A 16,402-nucleotide genomic window follows, 5' to 3' on the forward strand; every position below is an offset into this window, starting at 1 on the left:
CTCTGGGGATGCGGCGTTACAGGGTGATGGTCTCGCCGAAGGCGGGCACATGCGCCTCGGCCCCCAGCTCGTCACGCAGGCCGGCAGCCAGGGCCTCGCGCGCCTCTGGCTCGCCGTGTACCAGATGGAACACCGGCTGGTCCTGAAAGCCGCGTGCCCAGTCGAGCAGCTGGCTGCGCCCGGCGTGAGCGGAAAAGCCGCCCAGGGTATGGATCTTGGCGTTCACCGCGACCTCGTCGCCCAGCAGCTTGACCTTCTCGGCGCCGTCCACCAGACGCCGCCCGAGCGTGCCGGCGGCCTGGAAGCCGACGATCACCAGATGCGCCTCGCGCCGCCACAGGTTGTATTTCATGTGGTGACGAATGCGCCCGCCATTGCACATGCCGGAGCCGGCGATGATGATCGCGCCGCCCGTGATGCGGTTGATCGCCATGGATTCGTCCACCGTGCGACAGACCTGCAGCCCGGGCAGGTAGGCAGCCGGATCCCCATTCGCGGCCTGGTGCAGCCGGTCCATGTCCTCCGGGTCCAGCGTCCGGCGCAGGCGGGCGTACAGCTCGGTGACCTTGATTGCCATCGGGCTGTCGAGGAAGACCTTTTGCTGCGGCAGGCGCCCGGCGTGGTGCAGCATGCTCAGGTGGTAGAGGACCTCCTGGGTACGGCCGACCGCGAAGGCCGGGATCAGCACGTTGCCGCCGCTCTTGTCGGCCTCGGCCAGCACCTGCGCGAACTCTTCGACCGTTTCCTCCATCGGGCGGTGGTCGCGGTCGCCGTAGGTGCTCTCCAGCAGCACGTGGTCGGCGTGTTCCGGGCGCGCGGGCTCGTGCATCAGCACGGCGTCGGCATTGCCGAGATCGCCCGAGAACACCAGATGCCGGTCGCGACCGCCAGCGGGCACGATCAGGTCCACGATCGCGGAGCCGAGGATATGCCCGGCATCGCGAAAGGTCAGGCCAATCCCGCCCGCGATCTTGCGCGCCTGGCCGTAGGGCACGGCCTCGCACAGCCCGAGGGTGGTGGCGACATCATCGATGTCGTAGACCGGCTCCAGCAGCGGCTTGTCCGCACGCCGGCGCCACTTGTTCTCCCACTCGATGTCCTTGCTCATTACGAACGCGGCATCCTCGAGCATGATCTCGAGCAGCTCCTCGGTGCCCGGCGTGCAGTAGATCGGGCCGCGGTAGCCATCGCGCACCAGCTTGGGCAGGAGCCCCGAGTGGTCGAGGTGGCCGTGTGACAGCACCACCGCGTCGAGGCTTTCCGCCAGTTCGGCGAGCGGGGCGCGGTTCGCCTCGTCCGCATCGCTGTTGCCCTGATACATGCCGCATTCCAGCAGGATGCGGGCATCGTCGGTCTCGAGGAGATAACGCGATCCGGTGACCTCGCCGGTCGCCCCCTGAAAGGTCAGTTGTGCCATGGGGAGAAGTGTACGCGGGACGCGGGTGCGATGGGCAGTCAAAGTGTCCGGGCTTGATCCCGATCAATCCGGCCCCGGATTGTCCGACGCACGGCTTGACCCGCCCTCGGCCGCGGGCGAGCCTGTAATCGGGTCATGGAGGAGGATGCGGGCCATGCGATTGAGCAGTCCGGCGTTTGCTGACGGAGAACGGATGCCGGTCGAGGTCTCGGCGCGGGATGCCAACGAGCTGCCGCAACTGGAGATCCGCGAGGTGCCGGCGGGCGCGCGCAGCCTCGCGCTGATCCTGGAGGACCTGGATTCGCCGCTGGGGGAGGTCACTCACTGGCTGGTCTGGAACCTGCCGCCGGATACGCATTGCGTGGATGCCCTGCACCTGCCCCGCGAGGGGCGCTTGGGGATGGATGCCTTCGGCAAGGTCGGCTATCTCGGTCCGGTACCGCCGGAGGGCTGTCATCACTACCGCTTCCGCCTGCTGGCGCTGGATGCCGAGCTGGAGCTGGAGGCGGGGGCGACCCGCAGCCAGTTCGATGCCGTGGCCGAGGGGCACGTGCTGGACGAGGCGGATCTCACCGGGGCGCTGTGCTCCGCCGACGAGGGCACGGATCCCGATGCGCCGGGCTGATCCGGCCCGCGGGGAGGCCGCGGCATGAGCCACTATCGCCCGGAGGCCTTCTTCGCCACGGTGAACCCGACGGTGTTCACCGCCTCCGCGATCATGGTGGTGGTGTTCGTCGCCTTCGGGGTGATCTTCCCCGCCACGGCCAGCGAGGTGTTCGCCAGCATCCACGGCTTCATCACCGAGTATCTCGGCTGGGGCTACCTGCTGGTGGTGACCTTTTTCCTCGGCTTCCTGATCTGGCTGGGTTTCAGCCGCTACGGCGTGATCCGGCTGGGGCAGCCGGACGACCGGCCGGAGTTCGGCTTTGCCGCCTGGTTCGCGATGCTGTTCTCCGCCGGCATGGGGATCGGCCTCGTGTTCTGGAGCGTGGCCGAGCCGATCCTGCACTACCAGCACCCGCCGACCGGCGATGGCGAGACCGATGCGGCCGCGCGCCAGGCGATGGTCTACACCTTCTTCCACTGGGGCCTGCATGCCTGGGCGGTGTACGTGGTGCTGGGGCTGTCGGTCGCCTATTTCAGCTTCCGGCACCGCCTGCCGCTGACCATCCGCTCGATCTTCTACCCGTTGCTGGGGGATCGCATCTACGGTCCGATCGGGCATGTGATCGACATCCTGGCCGTATTCGGCACGCTGTTCGGGCTGGCCACCTCGCTGGGGTTCGGGGCGATGCAGCTCAATACCGGGCTCAACGTACTGGTCGACATGCCGGTCTCGCACTGGTGGCAGGTGGGCATCATCACCGCGATCACCGCGGTGGCGGTGCTGTCGGTGATCTCCGGGCTGGATCGCGGGCTGAAGTGGGTCAGCGTGTTCAACCTGGTGCTGGCGGTCAGCTTCATGCTGTTCGTGCTGATCGCCGGGCCCACATTGTTCATCCTGCGCTTCTTCCTCGACTCCACCGGCGGCTATTTGCAGCAGATCGTCCAGCTCAGCCTGCACACCGACGCCATTGGCGGCTCGCAGTGGCAGAAGGACTGGACCATGTTCTACTGGGCGTGGTGGATCGCCTGGTCGCCGTTCGTCGGCATCTTCATCGCGCGCATCTCGCGCGGGCGCACCATCCGCGAGTTCATCGTCGGCGTGCTCGCCCTGCCCAGCCTGTTCGTGTTCGCCTGGATGGCGATCTTCGGCGGCACCGCGCTGCACATGGAGCTGTTCGACGACGGCGCGGGCATTGCCGCAGCGGTCGCCGAGGACACCACCGTGGCGCTGTACGCAACCCTCGCGCAGCTGCCCTGGACCACGATCGCCTCCGGCGTGGCAACCCTGCTGATCGCGACCTACTTCATTACCTCGTCGGCCTCCGGCACCTACGTGGTGGATGCGCTGATCTCGCGCGGCTCGAAGCACTCGCCGAAGCGCCAGCGCGTGATCTGGGGGATTACCGAGGGCGCGGTGGCCGCGACCCTGCTGATCGTCGGCGGCGAGCGCGCGCTGGACAGCCTGCAGACCGGTTCCCTGACCGCCGGGCTGCCAGTGGCAATCATCCTGGTCTTCTGCTGCGTCAGCCTGCTGCGCGCGCTGGGTCGCGAGTACCGCGTCGAAGGCGTGGACCCGCCCTGGCGCTGAAGGGAACTATTCGGGCGCGTCCGGCAGCGTGCGCAACAGATGCTCGATCTGTTCCGGCTTGATGCCGGCGATGTCCTTGATCGGCAGGGTCACGGCAAACCCGTTGCCCAGCCGGCTCAGTTCCAGTTCCGCGTCCAGGTGTTCCAGCATGCGGCGGGCCAGACCCGCCTCCAGCACCATCAGCAGCACCTTGCGGCCAGAGGTGTCCTTCAGGTCCATGACCGGGTTGCGCCGCAGCTGGGCGATGCCCTGGGCATCCAGTAGGGTCAGGCCGGCGGCCCCGTCGCGCTGAACGATCTCGATCGCGCGGTCGGCCAGGCTGCGCGGGATGACGGCGGCGAGCAGAACGAATTGCATGGCAGAGTCTCCGTATCCGGGCGCGTCAGGGCGTGGTGGTCAGGTGGCCGACGAACTCCATGCCCTGAAGGGCGTTCACGTCCAGGGTGAAGGCAAGCCCGTTGTAAGGCTGGAACAGGTCGAGCTCCAGGTTCAGGCGCTGCGCAATGCGTTCGGCGCGCGCGGTATCCAGCTGCCAGATGCAGACCGACTCGTTGCCCTGGTAGGTCACGCCGAGAAAGGTCATGTGCTCGGGGAAACCGAGGCCCGAACCCTGGATCACCGCCCCGTCCGCGCCGCCTTCCTCGGCGGCGATGGCCAGGGCCTGCTCCTCGCGGTCCTGGTCGACGATCGCGATCAGAAAGGTCTCCTCCATGATGGTGTCCCCCCGTGACGGGCTCCGTCAGTTGCCGAGATAGCGCCGCAGCACCCGCTGCCACTCGTCGGATTCCAGAATCTCGAGGATAGCGACGTTCATCGGCGCGCGCAGTGGCGACCCCTGGGGCAGGGCCAGGGCATAGTCCTGGCGCAGAAACTCGACCGGCAGGACCTCCAGTTGCCCCGCAAAGTGCTCGCGGACCTGATAGCGCAGCAGCGGAGCGTCGTAGACCATGGCGTCGGCGCGGCCCTCGGCGACTGCGCCCAGTGCGGTGGCGAGGTCCGCATGGTCGCGGTAGGCAAAGCCCTGGTCGTCCAGCCAGGCGGCGGCACTGGAGCCGCCGATGGTGGCGATGCGCTGGCCCTCCAGGTCGGAGACATTCTGGATGCCGGTATCCAGCGAACTGACCGTCAGCGTGGTCGCAATGGCGGCGGTGAAGGTGGAGACCAGAATCAGCGCCGCGAACATCCAGACCAGCGCAATCGCGCGGCCGGGCAGCGTGCGCGGGGCCTTGTCGCCATAGCCCACCGTGGTCATGGTCACGGCGGCCCACCAGAACGCGGAGCCGAGCCCTTGTGCGGCACTGCCGCCGAACTCGTCAGCGTTGCGCCGGCGTTCGAACAGCCAGAGCAGCGCACCCACCAGCAGGAGCAGTCCGGAGAGCGCGAGGATGACCATCAGGAAGGGTATGGAGATGAACGCGCGCAGGGCCCCGGCGACCGGGTTGCCCTGCTGGGGCACGGCAATCGACAGCCCGGTGCTGTAGTACGGATGGGTGAAGTCGACCCGTTCGGCGCGTTCAGCGGTCGCGGTTAGGGCCGCGACCGAGATATCGATACGGTCATCCCCCAGGCCCCCGATGAGTCCCTCGAGGCTGGTCTCCCGGTAGTTGGAGTCGAGTTCCATGCGTTCCGCGACCCGCTCCCACAGTTCGATGGCAATGCCGGAAGGAGCGGCGCCCGGCTCCTCCGGCGCAATCACGAACGGTGGCACGAAGCGCGTCCCCACGCGCAGGGTCGAGTCGGCGCCGATGCCGCGGGCCCCATCTCCCTCGGCCTGAGCGGACGGCAGGCTCAGCAACGTGGCGAACACGAACACTGCGCCGGCCAGCAGCGACACAAACGGGAGCGAGCAGAGGGTGCGGGGCATGCGGACATCCGGTGGGGGCTTGCCCGTACCATAACCGTAAGATCGTCAACGAGGCAGTCTACGGGAGGGTGTTCATGCGGGATCCATTCGCCAATCCGAATAACAGTGAAGCGCGACCGACGCAGGGAATGGCTGTGGATGTCGGCTTCACGCTGGACTGGGTGAGTGCCGAGGCCCGTCACCGGGAGTGTCTGTTCCTGCCGTGGCTGGAGCCGGAACGGGACCGCTGGCCGGGCGATCTCGGGGCCGCCCTGCGCGGGTGGGGGGCGGGGGCGGCGCACGAGGCCTCCCGCGAGGCCGCCGCGGCCCTGGTTCCGCAAGGGGAGCCCGATCGCGTGCTGGAGCTCCCGGCGTCGGCGTTCAACCGGGGCTTGCGCCGGCATCGCCGGGTGGAGCCCCGTGCGGGGCGTTTCTACCCGCGTGCGTTCCTTGCCGGTCATGCGGGGATCGAGGCCGGGGATCGCGAGCTGTTCCGGATCGGGGCGCTGGAGGGTGATCACCTGGTGGCGGATCTGAATCATCCGCTGGCAGGGCACGACCTGCGGCTGCAGGCGCGGGTTATGGCGCGCCACGAGGTTGGGCGTGACGATGAGCGGGCGGTGGATGTCGCCCGGCTGCTGACGGCCCGCGGGCCGGGCATGCAGGCCCGCTGGCGTGGACGGCCGACTGATTTCTGGGTCGACGGGGCGCTGGGGCGCGCGGACCCGGGGTCCGATGCGGTGTTCTATGCCGCGCCGCGCCGGGTGCACCACCTGGACGCGACCGCGCGGGCCGAGATCGCCGCGCTGTATGCCGCCTGCATCCCGGCGGGTGCGAGGGTGCTCGACCTGATGAGCAGCTGGGAGTCCCACCTGGACCGGGTCGAGGCACCGGAAGCCGTGATCGGGCTGGGCATGAACGCCGAGGAACTGGCGGACAATCCCCGGCTGACGTCATCCCTGGTGCACGACCTGAACCTCCGTCCGGAACTGCCATATGCGGCGGCGAGCTTCGATGCCGTGGTCTGTACCGCGTCGGTCGAGTACCTGACGCAGCCCGAGGCGGTGTTCCGTGCGGTACGCGAGGTGCTGCGCCCGGACGGGGTGTTCATGGTCACGTTCTCCGATCGCTGCTTTCCGACCAAGGCGATCGCGGCCTGGGAGCCGCTGTACGACTTCGAGCGTATGGGGCTGGTCCTCGACGTCTTTCTGCGCGCCGGCTTCGTGGATCTGTCGACCTTCTCCCTGCGTGGGCTGCCGAGACCCCCGGACGACCCGTATGCCGGGCGACTGGAGCATGCCGATCCGGTGTTCGCGGTCTGGGGCCGGCGGCCGTGAGCGGCACCGTCCGCATCATCGGGGTCGATTGTGCGACCCAGCCACGCAAGACGGGCCTGGCTCTGGCCCGCTGGTCCGGCGGGGTTCTGCGTCTGGAGGCGGCACGGCGCGCATCCCCGACTGAACCGCCCGCCGCGATCCTGGGCGGCTGGATGGATACGCCGGAACCCGTTCTGCTGTGCCTGGATGCGCCGCTTGGCTGGCCATCGAGCCTGGCAAGCGAGCTGGCCGGGCACCAGGCCGGGGCGGGCATCGCGGCGCACGCCGATGCAATGTTCCACCGTCATACGGACCGGGTGATCCGGGAGCGCCTTGGCAAACGCCCGCTGGAGGTGGGGGCGAACTTCATCGCGCGCACCGCGCTGGCGGCGGTCAACCTGTTGCAGGCCCTGCGCGACCACAGCGGGCAGTCGCTTCCGCTGCCCAGGGTGGCCGGGCCGATTGCCGATTCGACCGCGATCGAGGTGTATCCGGCCGCCTTGCGCAAGGTCCGAGGCTGGGAGACTCGGGTCGACGTCCGAGCCCGGCTTCCGGGGTCCTTCGAGGTGTCCGTGCCGGACCTGGACGATGTCACTGACGATGTGGTGGATGCCGTGCTGTGCGTACTGGCCGGGGCCGATTTTCTGGACGGGCAGGCGGTTGCGCCGACGGCAGACGAGGCCGCGATCGCCGCGCGCGAGGGATGGATCTGGTCCGCCGACCCGGAACCGGTTCGCAGCCCGGGCCGGGCGCGCCCACGAACGCCGGTTTAACCGGTAAACTGCGCGATGATTCGAGTTGCCCGCGGCGCGGGCCTGACCAGTGGGGAGTGCATGGCCGCAAGCAAGGCCAAGACCGGGGGCAAGGGCAAGAAGACGGCGGAGCCGGTGGCCCCGCCGAGCCTGAGCGGGCAGCTGCTGCGCGGGCTGCGCGAGGGCGCGCTGCTGATCTTCGGCATGCTGGCGCTCTATCTGCTGGTGGCGCTGGCCAGCTATCACCCCGGCGATGCGGCGTGGTCGACCACCGGCGACGGCGAGGGCCTGCGCAATCTCGGCGGTACCACCGGGGCCTGGTTCGCGGATATCGCCTTTCACCTGCTGGGCTATCTGGCCTACCTGATCCCGCTGGCGGTCGCCGGCATTGGCTGGTGGCTGTTCCGGCATCGCCGCGAGGCGCAGATCGCCAGCCCGATGGAGCTGACCGTGCGGGGCCTGGCGCTGATCGTGGCGCTGATCGCCGGGTCGGCGCTGGCCGCGCTGCACCTGATGCCGGGCGGCATGCCGGTGCATGCCGGCGGCATCCTGGGCGATCTGTTCGGTGGCTGGGCGGTCGCCGGGTTGAGCCTGGTGGGTGGCACGCTGGTCCTGCTGGCGCTGTTCCTCGCGGGGGTGACCCTGTTCACTGGGTTGTCCTGGTTTCTGCTGATGGACCGTCTTGGCCAGCTGGCCGTGCGCGGTTGGGAGCGGACCCGCGCGGCGATCGACTCAGCCCGTGACCGGCGTATCGGCGCCCGCGAACGCGCCGAGCGCGAGACCCGCGTGGAAAAGGAACGCAAGCGCACCGAGAAGCGGCCGCCCTCGCGGGTAGAGCCGCGCATCGAGACGCCGCCGCCCAGCCCGCGCGTGCAGAAGGAGAAGCAGGTCCCGCTGTTCACCGAGGGCAGCGGGGCCGATCCGCACCCGCCGCTGTCGCTGCTGGACGAGCCGCCACCGCCGCCCGAAGGTTTTTCGGAGGAGTCGCTGCAGGCGCTGTCGCGGCTGGTCGAGCTGAAGCTGAAGGATTTCGGCGTGGAGGTCGAGGTGGTCGCGGTGCAGCCGGGCCCCGTGATTACGCGCTTCGAACTGCAACCGGCCGCCGGGGTCAAGGCCTCGCGTATCTCCGGGCTGTCCACCGACCTGGCGCGTTCGCTGTCGGTGATGGCGGTGCGCATCGTCGAGGTGATCCCGGGCAAGTCCACGGTGGGCCTGGAGATCCCGAACGAGAATCGCGAGATCGTGGCGCTCTCCGAGATCCTGCGCTCCGACCTGTTCGACTCGAACAAGTCGCCGCTGACCATGGCGCTGGGCAAGGATATCGGCGGTGCCCCGGTGATGGCCGATCTGGCGAAGATGCCGCACCTGCTGGTGGCCGGGACGACCGGTTCCGGGAAGTCGGTGGGCGTGAACGCCATGCTGCTGTCGCTGCTGTACAAGGCGACCCCGGACGAGGTCCGGCTGATCCTGATCGACCCGAAGATGCTGGAGCTGTCGGTCTACGAAGGCATCCCGCACCTGTTGTGCGAGGTCGTGACCGACATGAAGGATGCCTCCAACGCCCTGCGCTGGGCGGTGGCGGAGATGGAACGCCGCTACAAGCTGATGTCGGCAATGGGCGTGCGCAATATCGGCGGCTACAACAAGAAGGTGCGCGATGCCCAGGCGGCCGGCGAGCCCCTGAAGGACCCGCTGTTCAAGCCCGAGGAGGCGATTACCGAGACCGAGGCGCCGGAACTGGAGCCGCTGCCGTTTATCGTGATCGTGGTCGACGAGTTTGCCGATATGATCATGGTGGTCGGCAAGAAGGTCGAGGAGTTGATCGCGCGCCTGGCGCAGAAGGCCCGCGCCGCCGGTATCCACCTGATCCTGGCGACCCAGCGTCCGTCGGTGGACGTCATCACCGGCTTGATCAAGGCGAATATCCCGACCCGCATCGCCTTCCAGGTTTCCTCGCGGGTGGATTCGCGCACCATCCTCGACCAGATGGGGGCCGAGCACCTGCTGGGCCACGGCGACATGCTCTACCTGCCGCCGGGCAAGGCGATGCCGGAGCGCGTGCATGGTGCCTTCGTCGGCGACAACGAGGTACATCAGGTGGTCGAGTACCTGAAGTCCACCGGCGAGCCGGACTACAACGAGGCGATCCTCGAGGAGCCCGAGGCGGGTGCGGCCAGCATCCCCGGGCTGGAGTCGCCCGAGGGGGGCGAGAGCGAGTCGGATCCGCTGTATGACCAGGCGGTGCAGGTAGTGATCGAGTCGCGCAAGGCCTCGATCTCGTTCGTCCAGCGGCGCCTCAAGATCGGCTACAACCGCGCTGCGCGCATGGTCGAGGACATGGAGGCCGCCGGCCTGGTCAGCCCCGTCCAGTCGAATGGTAACCGCGAGGTCCTGGTGCCCGGGCCGAACGACTGAGCACCTTGAACCCCGGCGCAGCGACAGGGTCCATGTTCCCGATCGGTGACGTGGTGCGCCATCCCCGAACGATACATTCACGCCCGGTTAAGCGACCGGGCGCAGGATGAGGTCAACCATCCTTCCGGAGCTTGCATGAACGTTCGTCTTCTTCCCCGCTTGTTGGTGGCCGTGGTCGTCGCGACCGTGCTGTTCGCCGGCGCCGTGCAGGCGGCTGACCGCACGCCCGCCGCGGATGCCCGCGCCGCGCTGGATCGCTTTGTCGACGGGCTGGAGAGCTTCTCCGCCGTGTTTACCCAGACGGTGCGCGACGACACGGGGTACGTGCTGCAGGAGTCCGACGGGCGCATGCAGCTGGGCATGCCCAACCGCCTGCACTGGGAGGTGACCGAGCCGTTCCCGCAGACCATCGTCTCCGACGGCCAGGACCTGTGGATGTACGACCCGGACCTGTCGCAGGCCACGGTGCGCCCGCTGGGCGATGCCTTCGATGCGACCCCGATCGCCGCGATCACTCAGCCGGAGCGCCTCGACGAACACTTCCGCATGTCATTGCAGCCGGTGCCGGATGGTGACGCCCTGCGCCTGGTGCTGGTGCCGCGCAACGAGCAGGCCGACTTCACCAGCCTGGACCTGGACCTGACCGCGGAGGGGGATCTGACCCGCATGGCCTTCCGCGACATCTTCGGCCAGGAGACCGTTATCCGCTTCCACGAGACCGAGCGCAACGCCGACCTCGACCCGGCCATCTTCACCTTCGACCCACCCTCCGGCACCGACATCTACCGCCCGTAACCAAGCCCGCGCCCTGTTATTCACCACGAAGCGCACGAAGGCACGAAGAAGGTCAAGGGCTTTTGCAGGAGGGTGGGTAGACTGCAAGGAGGGCGCAGGAACTGTGGCGCTTTGGCCTGAATGCCGACGGCCCGGGCTACGTGACGACGTTGGTGTAATCCCGACCACCCCGCAACGCCGAACCATCCGTCATGGTGTGTCTGGACGGACGCCCTGCGCGCTGTCATTCCGGCCGGAGCGTTCGTACATCCTCTTTGCTGTGGAGTTTGCAACGCCAACAACAGCTCTTCTCCGTGTTCTCTGTGCCCTCCGTGGTGCAATCCGGCCTTGACCTTCTTCGTGCCTTCGTGCGCTTCGTGGTGAAAAAAGGGTTTTCGCCCGAAGGGTTACAATCTCCGTTATGAGCGATTCCCCCGAAGGCGATCTGTTCGGTCCGGATCCGGACATGGCTTCGCCCGAACCCGAACCGGAGCCGCCCCCGGCTGGCCCCGACCCGACCGCGCCGCTGGCCGAACGCATGCGTCCGGCGCGGCTGGACGAGATGGTCGGCCAGGATCACCTGGTCGGTCCGGATGCCGCCCTGCGCCAGGCGATCGAGCAGGGCCAGACCCCCTCCATGATCCTGTGGGGCCCGCCCGGCTGTGGCAAGACCACGCTGGCGCGGCTGGTCGCGGCGGCCGGCGCCCAGCGACTGGTGACGCTGTCCGCCGTACTGGCCGGGGTGAAGGACGTACGCGCGGTGGTGGAGTCCGCGAAGGCTCGGCGGCGCAACGGCGTCGGCACGCTGTTGTTCATCGACGAGATCCATCGCTTCAACAAGGGCCAGCAGGATGCGCTGCTGCCGCATATCGAGGACGGCACGCTGACCTTCGTCGGCGCGACCACCGAGAATCCGTCGTTCGCCTTGAACAGCGCTTTGCTGTCGCGGGCGCGGGTGTATCGCATGGAGGCGGTGGGGGCGGACGCGGTCGAGTCCCTGATCGAGCGCGCCCTGAACGACCCGGAGCGGGGCCTGGGCGACCGCGGCCTGACACTGGATGCGGAGGAACGCCAGCGCCTGGCGCGGGCGGCGGACGGGGATGCGCGGCGCGCGCTGAACTGGCTGGAGACCGCCTCCGACCTGGCCCGCGACGGGGCGATTACCGGAGACGCCCTGCGCGCGGTCATGGGCGCGCAGTCGCTGGCCTTCGACCGCCAGGGCGATGCCTTCTACGATCAGATCTCCGCCCTGCACAAGTCGGTGCGCGGTTCCGACCCCAACGCGGCGGTGTACTGGCTGACCCGTATGCTGGATGCCGGTTGCGATCCGGACTACCTGGGCCGGCGGCTGCTGCGCATGGCCTACGAGGACATCGGCCTGGCCGCAGTCGGACTGGGCGCGCGGGTGCTCGCGGCCTGGCAGACCCTGGAACGCCTGGGCCGGCCGGAGGGCGACCTGGCGCTTGTGCAGGCGGTGATCGAACTGGCCGCCGCACCCAAGAGCAACAGTGCCTACGTTGCGTTGAACCAGGCGCGCGCGGCGATCCGCGAGACCGGGAGCCCGGGCGTGCCGCTGCATCTGCGCAACGCGCCGACCGAGCTGATGCGCGCGGAAGGTTTCGGGGCCGGGTACCGCTACGATCACGACGAGCCCGATGGCTTCGCCCGCGGGCAGGTCTACCTGCCGGAGGGTCTGGAAGACGAGCGCTTCTACAGCCCGCGCCGGGACGGCACCGAGCGCGCGCTGGCGGAGCGCCTGGACCGTCTGCGCGACGCGGGTGGAAACCCCGGCGCGGAGGGCTGACCGGGTTGCGCATCCGGCATCACAAGCGGTGGCTGACGGTGGCGGCGATCCTGTTCGGCGTGTCGCTGGCGTGGATCCTGCTGACCACCGAGTGGCCGAGCCTTGGCTTCCCGCTGGGCGAGGTGGAGGCCTGGCTGCGGGGCTGGGGTGCGGGTGCCTATCTGGTGTTCGTGCTGGCCTTCATGCTGCTGGCCCTGTTCCCGCTGCCCAGTACCTTCTGGATCCTGCTGGGCGGGGCGTTGTTCGGCCCCTTCACCGGCGCCGCCCTCAGCCTGCTGGCAGCGACCCTGGCGGCGGTCATTGCCTTCCTGCTGGCGCGTACCTGGCTGCAGCCCTGGCTGGCCCCGCGCATGGGCCCGCGTAGCACGCGGCTGCGCGCCGATGTGGAGGCCGAGGGCTGGCGGGTCGTGGCCCTGACCCGCCTGGTGCCGGTGTTTCCGTTCGCCCCAACCAATTACGCCCTGGGGCTGGTGCGTCTGCCGCTGCCGGTCTTCGCGCTGACCACCATGCTGGCCCTGATCCCCAGCCTGTTCGCCTATGCCTGGCTGGGGCACGCCACCCGGGAGATGGCCAGTGGCGCCGACAGCGGGGTCCAGCTGGGGCTGGCCCTGCTCGCGGTGCTGGCGCTGTTGCTGTTGCTGCCCCGCCTGGTGCGCCGCATCTGGCTGGGCCAGAAGACACTGCACACCGAGGCGCCGTTGACTTCAGTATCTTCCTCAGACCCAGGCGAGCAGGACCCCGATGCCCAGGGCGAGGAACAGCAGGGCGGCGAGCGCGCGTAACAGCCGCAGGGGCAGGTGGCAGGCGAAGCGCTGGCCCAGCCACACCACCGGGGCATTCGCGAGCACCATGCCGATGGTCGAGCCGATCACGACCAGGGTCAGGCTGTCGAAGGTCGCGGCCAGCGCGCCGGTGGCGACCTGGGTCTTGTCGCCCATCTCGACCAGGAAGAACAGCACCGTGGTGGTCCAGAACACGCCGTGTTTCGACGCGGCCGGCAGCTCGTCCTCGCCATCCGGGACCAGTACCCAGGCGGCCATCACGATGAACCCGATCCCCAGACCCCAGCGCAGCCAGTCCTCCGGGATGCTGGCGCCGATCCACACGCCCACCAGCGCGGCCAGGAAGTGATTGGCCAGCGTGGCCACCACGATGCCCCAGATGATGGGCCAGGTCTGCTGGTAGCGGCAGATCAGGAGCAGGGCGAGGAGCTGGGTCTTGTCGCCCATCTCGGCGATGGCGACGATGACGGTAGAGACGAGCAGGGCTTCCATGACGGTCTTCCGGGCCGGGTGGGTGGGCAAGACACGTGACATCGCACCACCCACCCGGCCACGGATCGGGGCGCCATGCCACAGGTCTCGCGGGGCCCGGTGCCGCATCGGCGGCGGGGCTGTCCGCACCACGGTCCTCCGGGCGGAGGATCGAATCTGTTGATGCAGACCCCGGTGAGGCCAGGCCACCCGGGTCGCTACTCCCCTGAAGCTGGCCGGATTCTAGTCATCCCGGTCCGCGCGGGCAAGGACGATCGCGGCTCCGGGCTGCGGCGCTGACGAGGCTTGGGTAGCATGCGCGCGATGAAAACCTTCGTTCACTGGGTCGATCGCGCACCCCTGTGGCTGTTTGCCCTGCTGGTTGCGACCGTCGGCCTGGCCCCCTGGACCCCCGAGCCGCATGTTGCGGAGAAACTGCGCTGGCTGTTCGCCGGTGAGCTGACGCGGCTACCGGACATTCTTGACCTGGTCCTCCACGCCACACCGTGGCTGTTTATGGCCTTCAAGCTCTACCGCAACAGCGTCACGGCCCGCGGCACCCCCTGACCCGAGTGTTTCCCCGCCGCTTGTGGGAAATCGACGCCGCGATCACCGGCCGCTACCGTTTTCGCACCTTTTCAACCCCGGGAGACTCCCATGCGCTTTATTGTTGCCGTCACCGCCGGTACCGACGACCCGACCCGCGCCACGCTTGGCATGATTGCCGCCAATGTGGCCAAGCAGCAGGGCCACGATGTGACCGTCTGGCTGCAAGGCGAGGCCGTGAACATCGCCAACCGCAACGTGTACGACAAGATCGTTGGCCACAACATGCCGGCAATGAAGGACATCGTGGATTCGCTGGTGAGTGAAGGCGTCCCGTTCTGGGCCTGCGAGGCCTGCGCCAAGGGTCGCGACGTCGGCGAGCACAACTTCCTCCCGAACGCCGAGATGGCCGGCATGGGCCACTACGTCCAGGCCGTCGCCGAGTTCGACCGCTCCATGAGCTTCTGATCGGCCGGGCCGTTCCGCGGGCGGGGCGTGATGCCCCGCCCGTTTTTGCTTGTACCCCCCGCTGTCAGTCGGTCGAACTGGCACATCGCATGCTTGTTTGTTCCGGGAGTGATTCACGGACGACGAGCATGACCCAGAACACATCCCCGAATTTTTCCCTCGAAGAGTCCATTGGCGATTTCCTGGTCGCCTCGCGCAAGTGCGAGGTGGTGAGCCTGGAGCGCCTGCTGGAGGCGGTGCAGCTGGTCGGGCGCATCCGCGCGCTGGTGCATGCCCTGCAGCGCGAGCGCGGGGCCTCCAGCCTCTGGATCGGGTCCGGCGGCCAGCGCTATACCCGCGAACTGGAGCAGTACCGGGCCGAATCGGACGCCGCCGCGGCCGCGTTCCGCGAGCACCTGGATGGCTGGCTGGCCCCGGACGCCTGCGCCCATGGCCGCAGTCGGCTGCTGGGGCGCATGGCGCTGGCGCTGCATGGCCTGTCCGGCCTGGGCAGCCTGCGCGAGGAGGTCCTGGAGCTGACCCTGAGCCCGATGGACTCGACCCGCGGCTTCAGCGAGCTGATTCGCGCCCTGATGGCCCTGGTGTTCGAGGCTGCGGATTCGGCGACCGATCCCGAGGTCTCGCGGGCCCTGGTGGCCCTGCTGAACTTCATGCAGGGCAAGGAACTGGCAGGGCAGGAGCGCGCGATCGGGGCCGCCGGGTTTGGCGCCGCGAACTTCGAGCCCGAACTGCGCCAGGCGCTGGTCCATCGGATCGATGCCCAGGAACGGGCGTTCCGCATCTTCTCCGAGTTCGCGGCACCGGCGGCCTGTGCCGCCTGGCGCGAGCTGCAGACGGCGGCCTTCGCCGCCGACATCGAGCGCCTTCGCCGTCGGGCCTGTACCGAGGCTTCCGGGCACCACGACCCCGCCCGGGCCGAGGAATGGTTTGCCTGTACCACCGCGCGCATCGACGCGATGAAGGAGATCGAGGATCTGCTGGAGATGCACCTGAACGAGTGCTGCTCGGCACGCATCACGGCGGATCGCGCGGACCTCGGCGCGGTGCGTGACCGGGTCGCGCAACTCGCCGAGTCGGAACTGCGCGACAGCGTCCCGTATGCGGTGTTCTTCGGCGCGCCGGAGGGCCTGGAGCCCGCGCAGGAGGAGGGCGATGCCGCACTCAACGTACCCATCGTCGGACACTCGGTGATGGACCTGGTGCAGCGCCAGGCGGCCCGGCTGCAGTCGGTGGAGGACGAGCTGCATGCGGCACGCCAGGCCCTGGCCGAGCGCAAGACCATCGAGCGTGCCAAGGCGCTGCTGATCCAGCACCGCGGCCTCAGCGAGGATCAGGCCTACAAGCTCCTGCGCCAGACGGCGATGAACCAGAACCGGCGCCTGGCCGAGGTCGCCGAGGCGACCGTCGCGATGTCCGATCTGCTGGGAAAGGGCGGCCTGTAGCTAATACGCGGGGAAAGGGATTCCGCCCCTGTGGGAGCGGGCTTGCCCGCGAAGCCCCTGCCAGTGTCCGACAATGGCAGGGGCTTCGCCGCCAAGGCGGCTCCTACAGGTAGTGCACCAGCGCGGTTCATCTGCACTGCCGGTGTGCCCCAGGGTGGTGCCCCTTGCGGGTGGTATT

Annotated in this window: 16 protein-coding genes; 11 read left to right on the forward strand and 5 right to left on the reverse strand. The window is 68.6% G+C overall.

Annotated features, from left to right (window positions below; all coding sequences use genetic code 11):
* Positions 1 to 16 precede the first annotated feature (16 nt).
* Positions 17 to 1,417, reverse strand: a complete 1,401-nt coding sequence (locus F793_RS0110800) for an MBL fold metallo-hydrolase RNA specificity domain-containing protein (protein ID WP_018881760.1) — start codon at positions 1,415 to 1,417, stop codon at positions 17 to 19.
* Between the two features lie 193 nt (positions 1,418 to 1,610).
* Here F793_RS0110800 and F793_RS0110805 point away from each other — a divergent pair, with 193 nt between their 5' ends.
* Positions 1,611 to 2,042, forward strand: a complete 432-nt coding sequence (locus F793_RS0110805) for a YbhB/YbcL family Raf kinase inhibitor-like protein (protein WP_018881759.1) — start codon at positions 1,611 to 1,613, stop codon at positions 2,040 to 2,042.
* A gap of 24 nt (positions 2,043 to 2,066) precedes the next feature.
* Entirely contained in the window at positions 2,067 to 3,611 is a 1,545-nt protein-coding gene (locus F793_RS0110810; RefSeq protein WP_018881243.1) for a BCCT family transporter, read from the forward strand.
* Positions 3,612 to 3,617: 6 nt separating this feature from the next.
* Here F793_RS0110810 and F793_RS0110815 read toward each other — a convergent pair whose 3' ends face one another.
* From F793_RS0110815 to F793_RS0110825, 3 genes are read right to left on the reverse strand one after another with little or no spacing between them, the layout of a single operon-like run.
* Positions 3,618 to 3,968 carry a hypothetical protein gene (locus F793_RS0110815; protein ID WP_018881242.1) on the reverse strand — a complete coding sequence of 117 codons (351 nt, stop codon included), beginning with the start codon at positions 3,966 to 3,968 and terminating at the stop codon, positions 3,618 to 3,620.
* Between the two features lie 25 nt (positions 3,969 to 3,993).
* Positions 3,994 to 4,323: a hypothetical protein gene (locus F793_RS0110820; protein WP_018876975.1), complete on the reverse strand. Its 330-nt coding sequence runs from the start codon at positions 4,321 to 4,323 to the stop codon at positions 3,994 to 3,996.
* Between the two features lie 27 nt (positions 4,324 to 4,350).
* Positions 4,351 to 5,475: a transporter substrate-binding domain-containing protein gene (locus F793_RS0110825; RefSeq protein ID WP_018881758.1), complete on the reverse strand. Its 1,125-nt coding sequence runs from the start codon at positions 5,473 to 5,475 to the stop codon at positions 4,351 to 4,353.
* Positions 5,476 to 5,549: 74 nt separating this feature from the next.
* Between F793_RS0110825 and F793_RS0110830 the strand changes: the two genes are divergently transcribed.
* The 6 genes from F793_RS0110830 (at position 5,550) to F793_RS0110855 (ending at position 13,297) form a co-directional block, all read left to right on the forward strand.
* Positions 5,550 to 6,791, forward strand: a complete 1,242-nt coding sequence (locus F793_RS0110830; protein WP_026280821.1) for a methyltransferase domain-containing protein — start codon at positions 5,550 to 5,552, stop codon at positions 6,789 to 6,791.
* Positions 6,788 to 7,543: a DUF429 domain-containing protein gene (locus F793_RS0110835; RefSeq protein WP_018876972.1), complete on the forward strand. Its 756-nt coding sequence runs from the start codon at positions 6,788 to 6,790 to the stop codon at positions 7,541 to 7,543. The genes F793_RS0110830 and F793_RS0110835 overlap by 4 nt, the downstream gene beginning before the upstream one ends.
* A 60-nt stretch (positions 7,544 to 7,603) precedes the next feature.
* A complete protein-coding gene (locus F793_RS0110840; RefSeq protein ID WP_038036977.1) occupies positions 7,604 to 9,937 on the forward strand; it encodes a DNA translocase FtsK in 2,334 nt (777 codons plus the stop codon).
* A gap of 135 nt (positions 9,938 to 10,072) precedes the next feature.
* Positions 10,073 to 10,732, forward strand: a complete 660-nt coding sequence (gene lolA, locus F793_RS0110845) for an outer membrane lipoprotein chaperone LolA (protein ID WP_026280820.1) — start codon at positions 10,073 to 10,075, stop codon at positions 10,730 to 10,732.
* 400 nt (positions 10,733 to 11,132) lie between these two features.
* Positions 11,133 to 12,515 carry a replication-associated recombination protein A gene (locus F793_RS0110850; protein ID WP_018881755.1) on the forward strand — a complete coding sequence of 461 codons (1,383 nt, stop codon included), beginning with the start codon at positions 11,133 to 11,135 and terminating at the stop codon, positions 12,513 to 12,515.
* A 5-nt stretch (positions 12,516 to 12,520) separates the two neighbouring features.
* A complete protein-coding gene (locus F793_RS0110855) occupies positions 12,521 to 13,297 on the forward strand; it encodes a TVP38/TMEM64 family protein (RefSeq protein WP_018881237.1) in 777 nt (258 codons plus the stop codon).
* Here the strand turns inward: F793_RS0110855 and F793_RS0110860 are convergent.
* Positions 13,232 to 13,789 carry a TMEM165/GDT1 family protein gene (locus F793_RS0110860; protein WP_018881754.1) on the reverse strand — a complete coding sequence of 186 codons (558 nt, stop codon included), beginning with the start codon at positions 13,787 to 13,789 and terminating at the stop codon, positions 13,232 to 13,234. The genes F793_RS0110855 and F793_RS0110860 overlap by 66 nt on opposite strands.
* Positions 13,790 to 14,092: 303 nt before the next feature.
* Between F793_RS0110860 and F793_RS0110865 the strand changes: the two genes are divergently transcribed.
* The 3 genes from F793_RS0110865 to F793_RS0110875 all read left to right on the forward strand — a co-directional run bounded on the left by F793_RS0110865 (position 14,093) and on the right by F793_RS0110875 (position 16,224).
* The gene (locus F793_RS0110865; RefSeq protein ID WP_026279213.1) at positions 14,093 to 14,335 is read left to right on the forward strand and encodes a hypothetical protein; all 243 of its coding nucleotides are present in this window, start codon (positions 14,093 to 14,095) and stop codon (positions 14,333 to 14,335) included.
* A gap of 90 nt (positions 14,336 to 14,425) precedes the next feature.
* A complete protein-coding gene (locus F793_RS0110870) occupies positions 14,426 to 14,782 on the forward strand; it encodes a DsrE family protein (RefSeq protein WP_017941855.1) in 357 nt (118 codons plus the stop codon).
* A 128-nt stretch (positions 14,783 to 14,910) separates the two neighbouring features.
* Positions 14,911 to 16,224 (forward strand): nitrate regulatory protein, encoded by a 1,314-nt coding sequence (locus F793_RS0110875; RefSeq protein ID WP_018876965.1) that lies wholly within the window; start codon positions 14,911 to 14,913, stop codon positions 16,222 to 16,224.
* Positions 16,225 to 16,402: the final 178 nt, after the last annotated feature.

The organism is Thioalkalivibrio sp. ALE22 (genome assembly GCF_000381445.1).
Classification (GTDB): domain Bacteria; phylum Pseudomonadota; class Gammaproteobacteria; order Ectothiorhodospirales; family Ectothiorhodospiraceae; genus Thioalkalivibrio.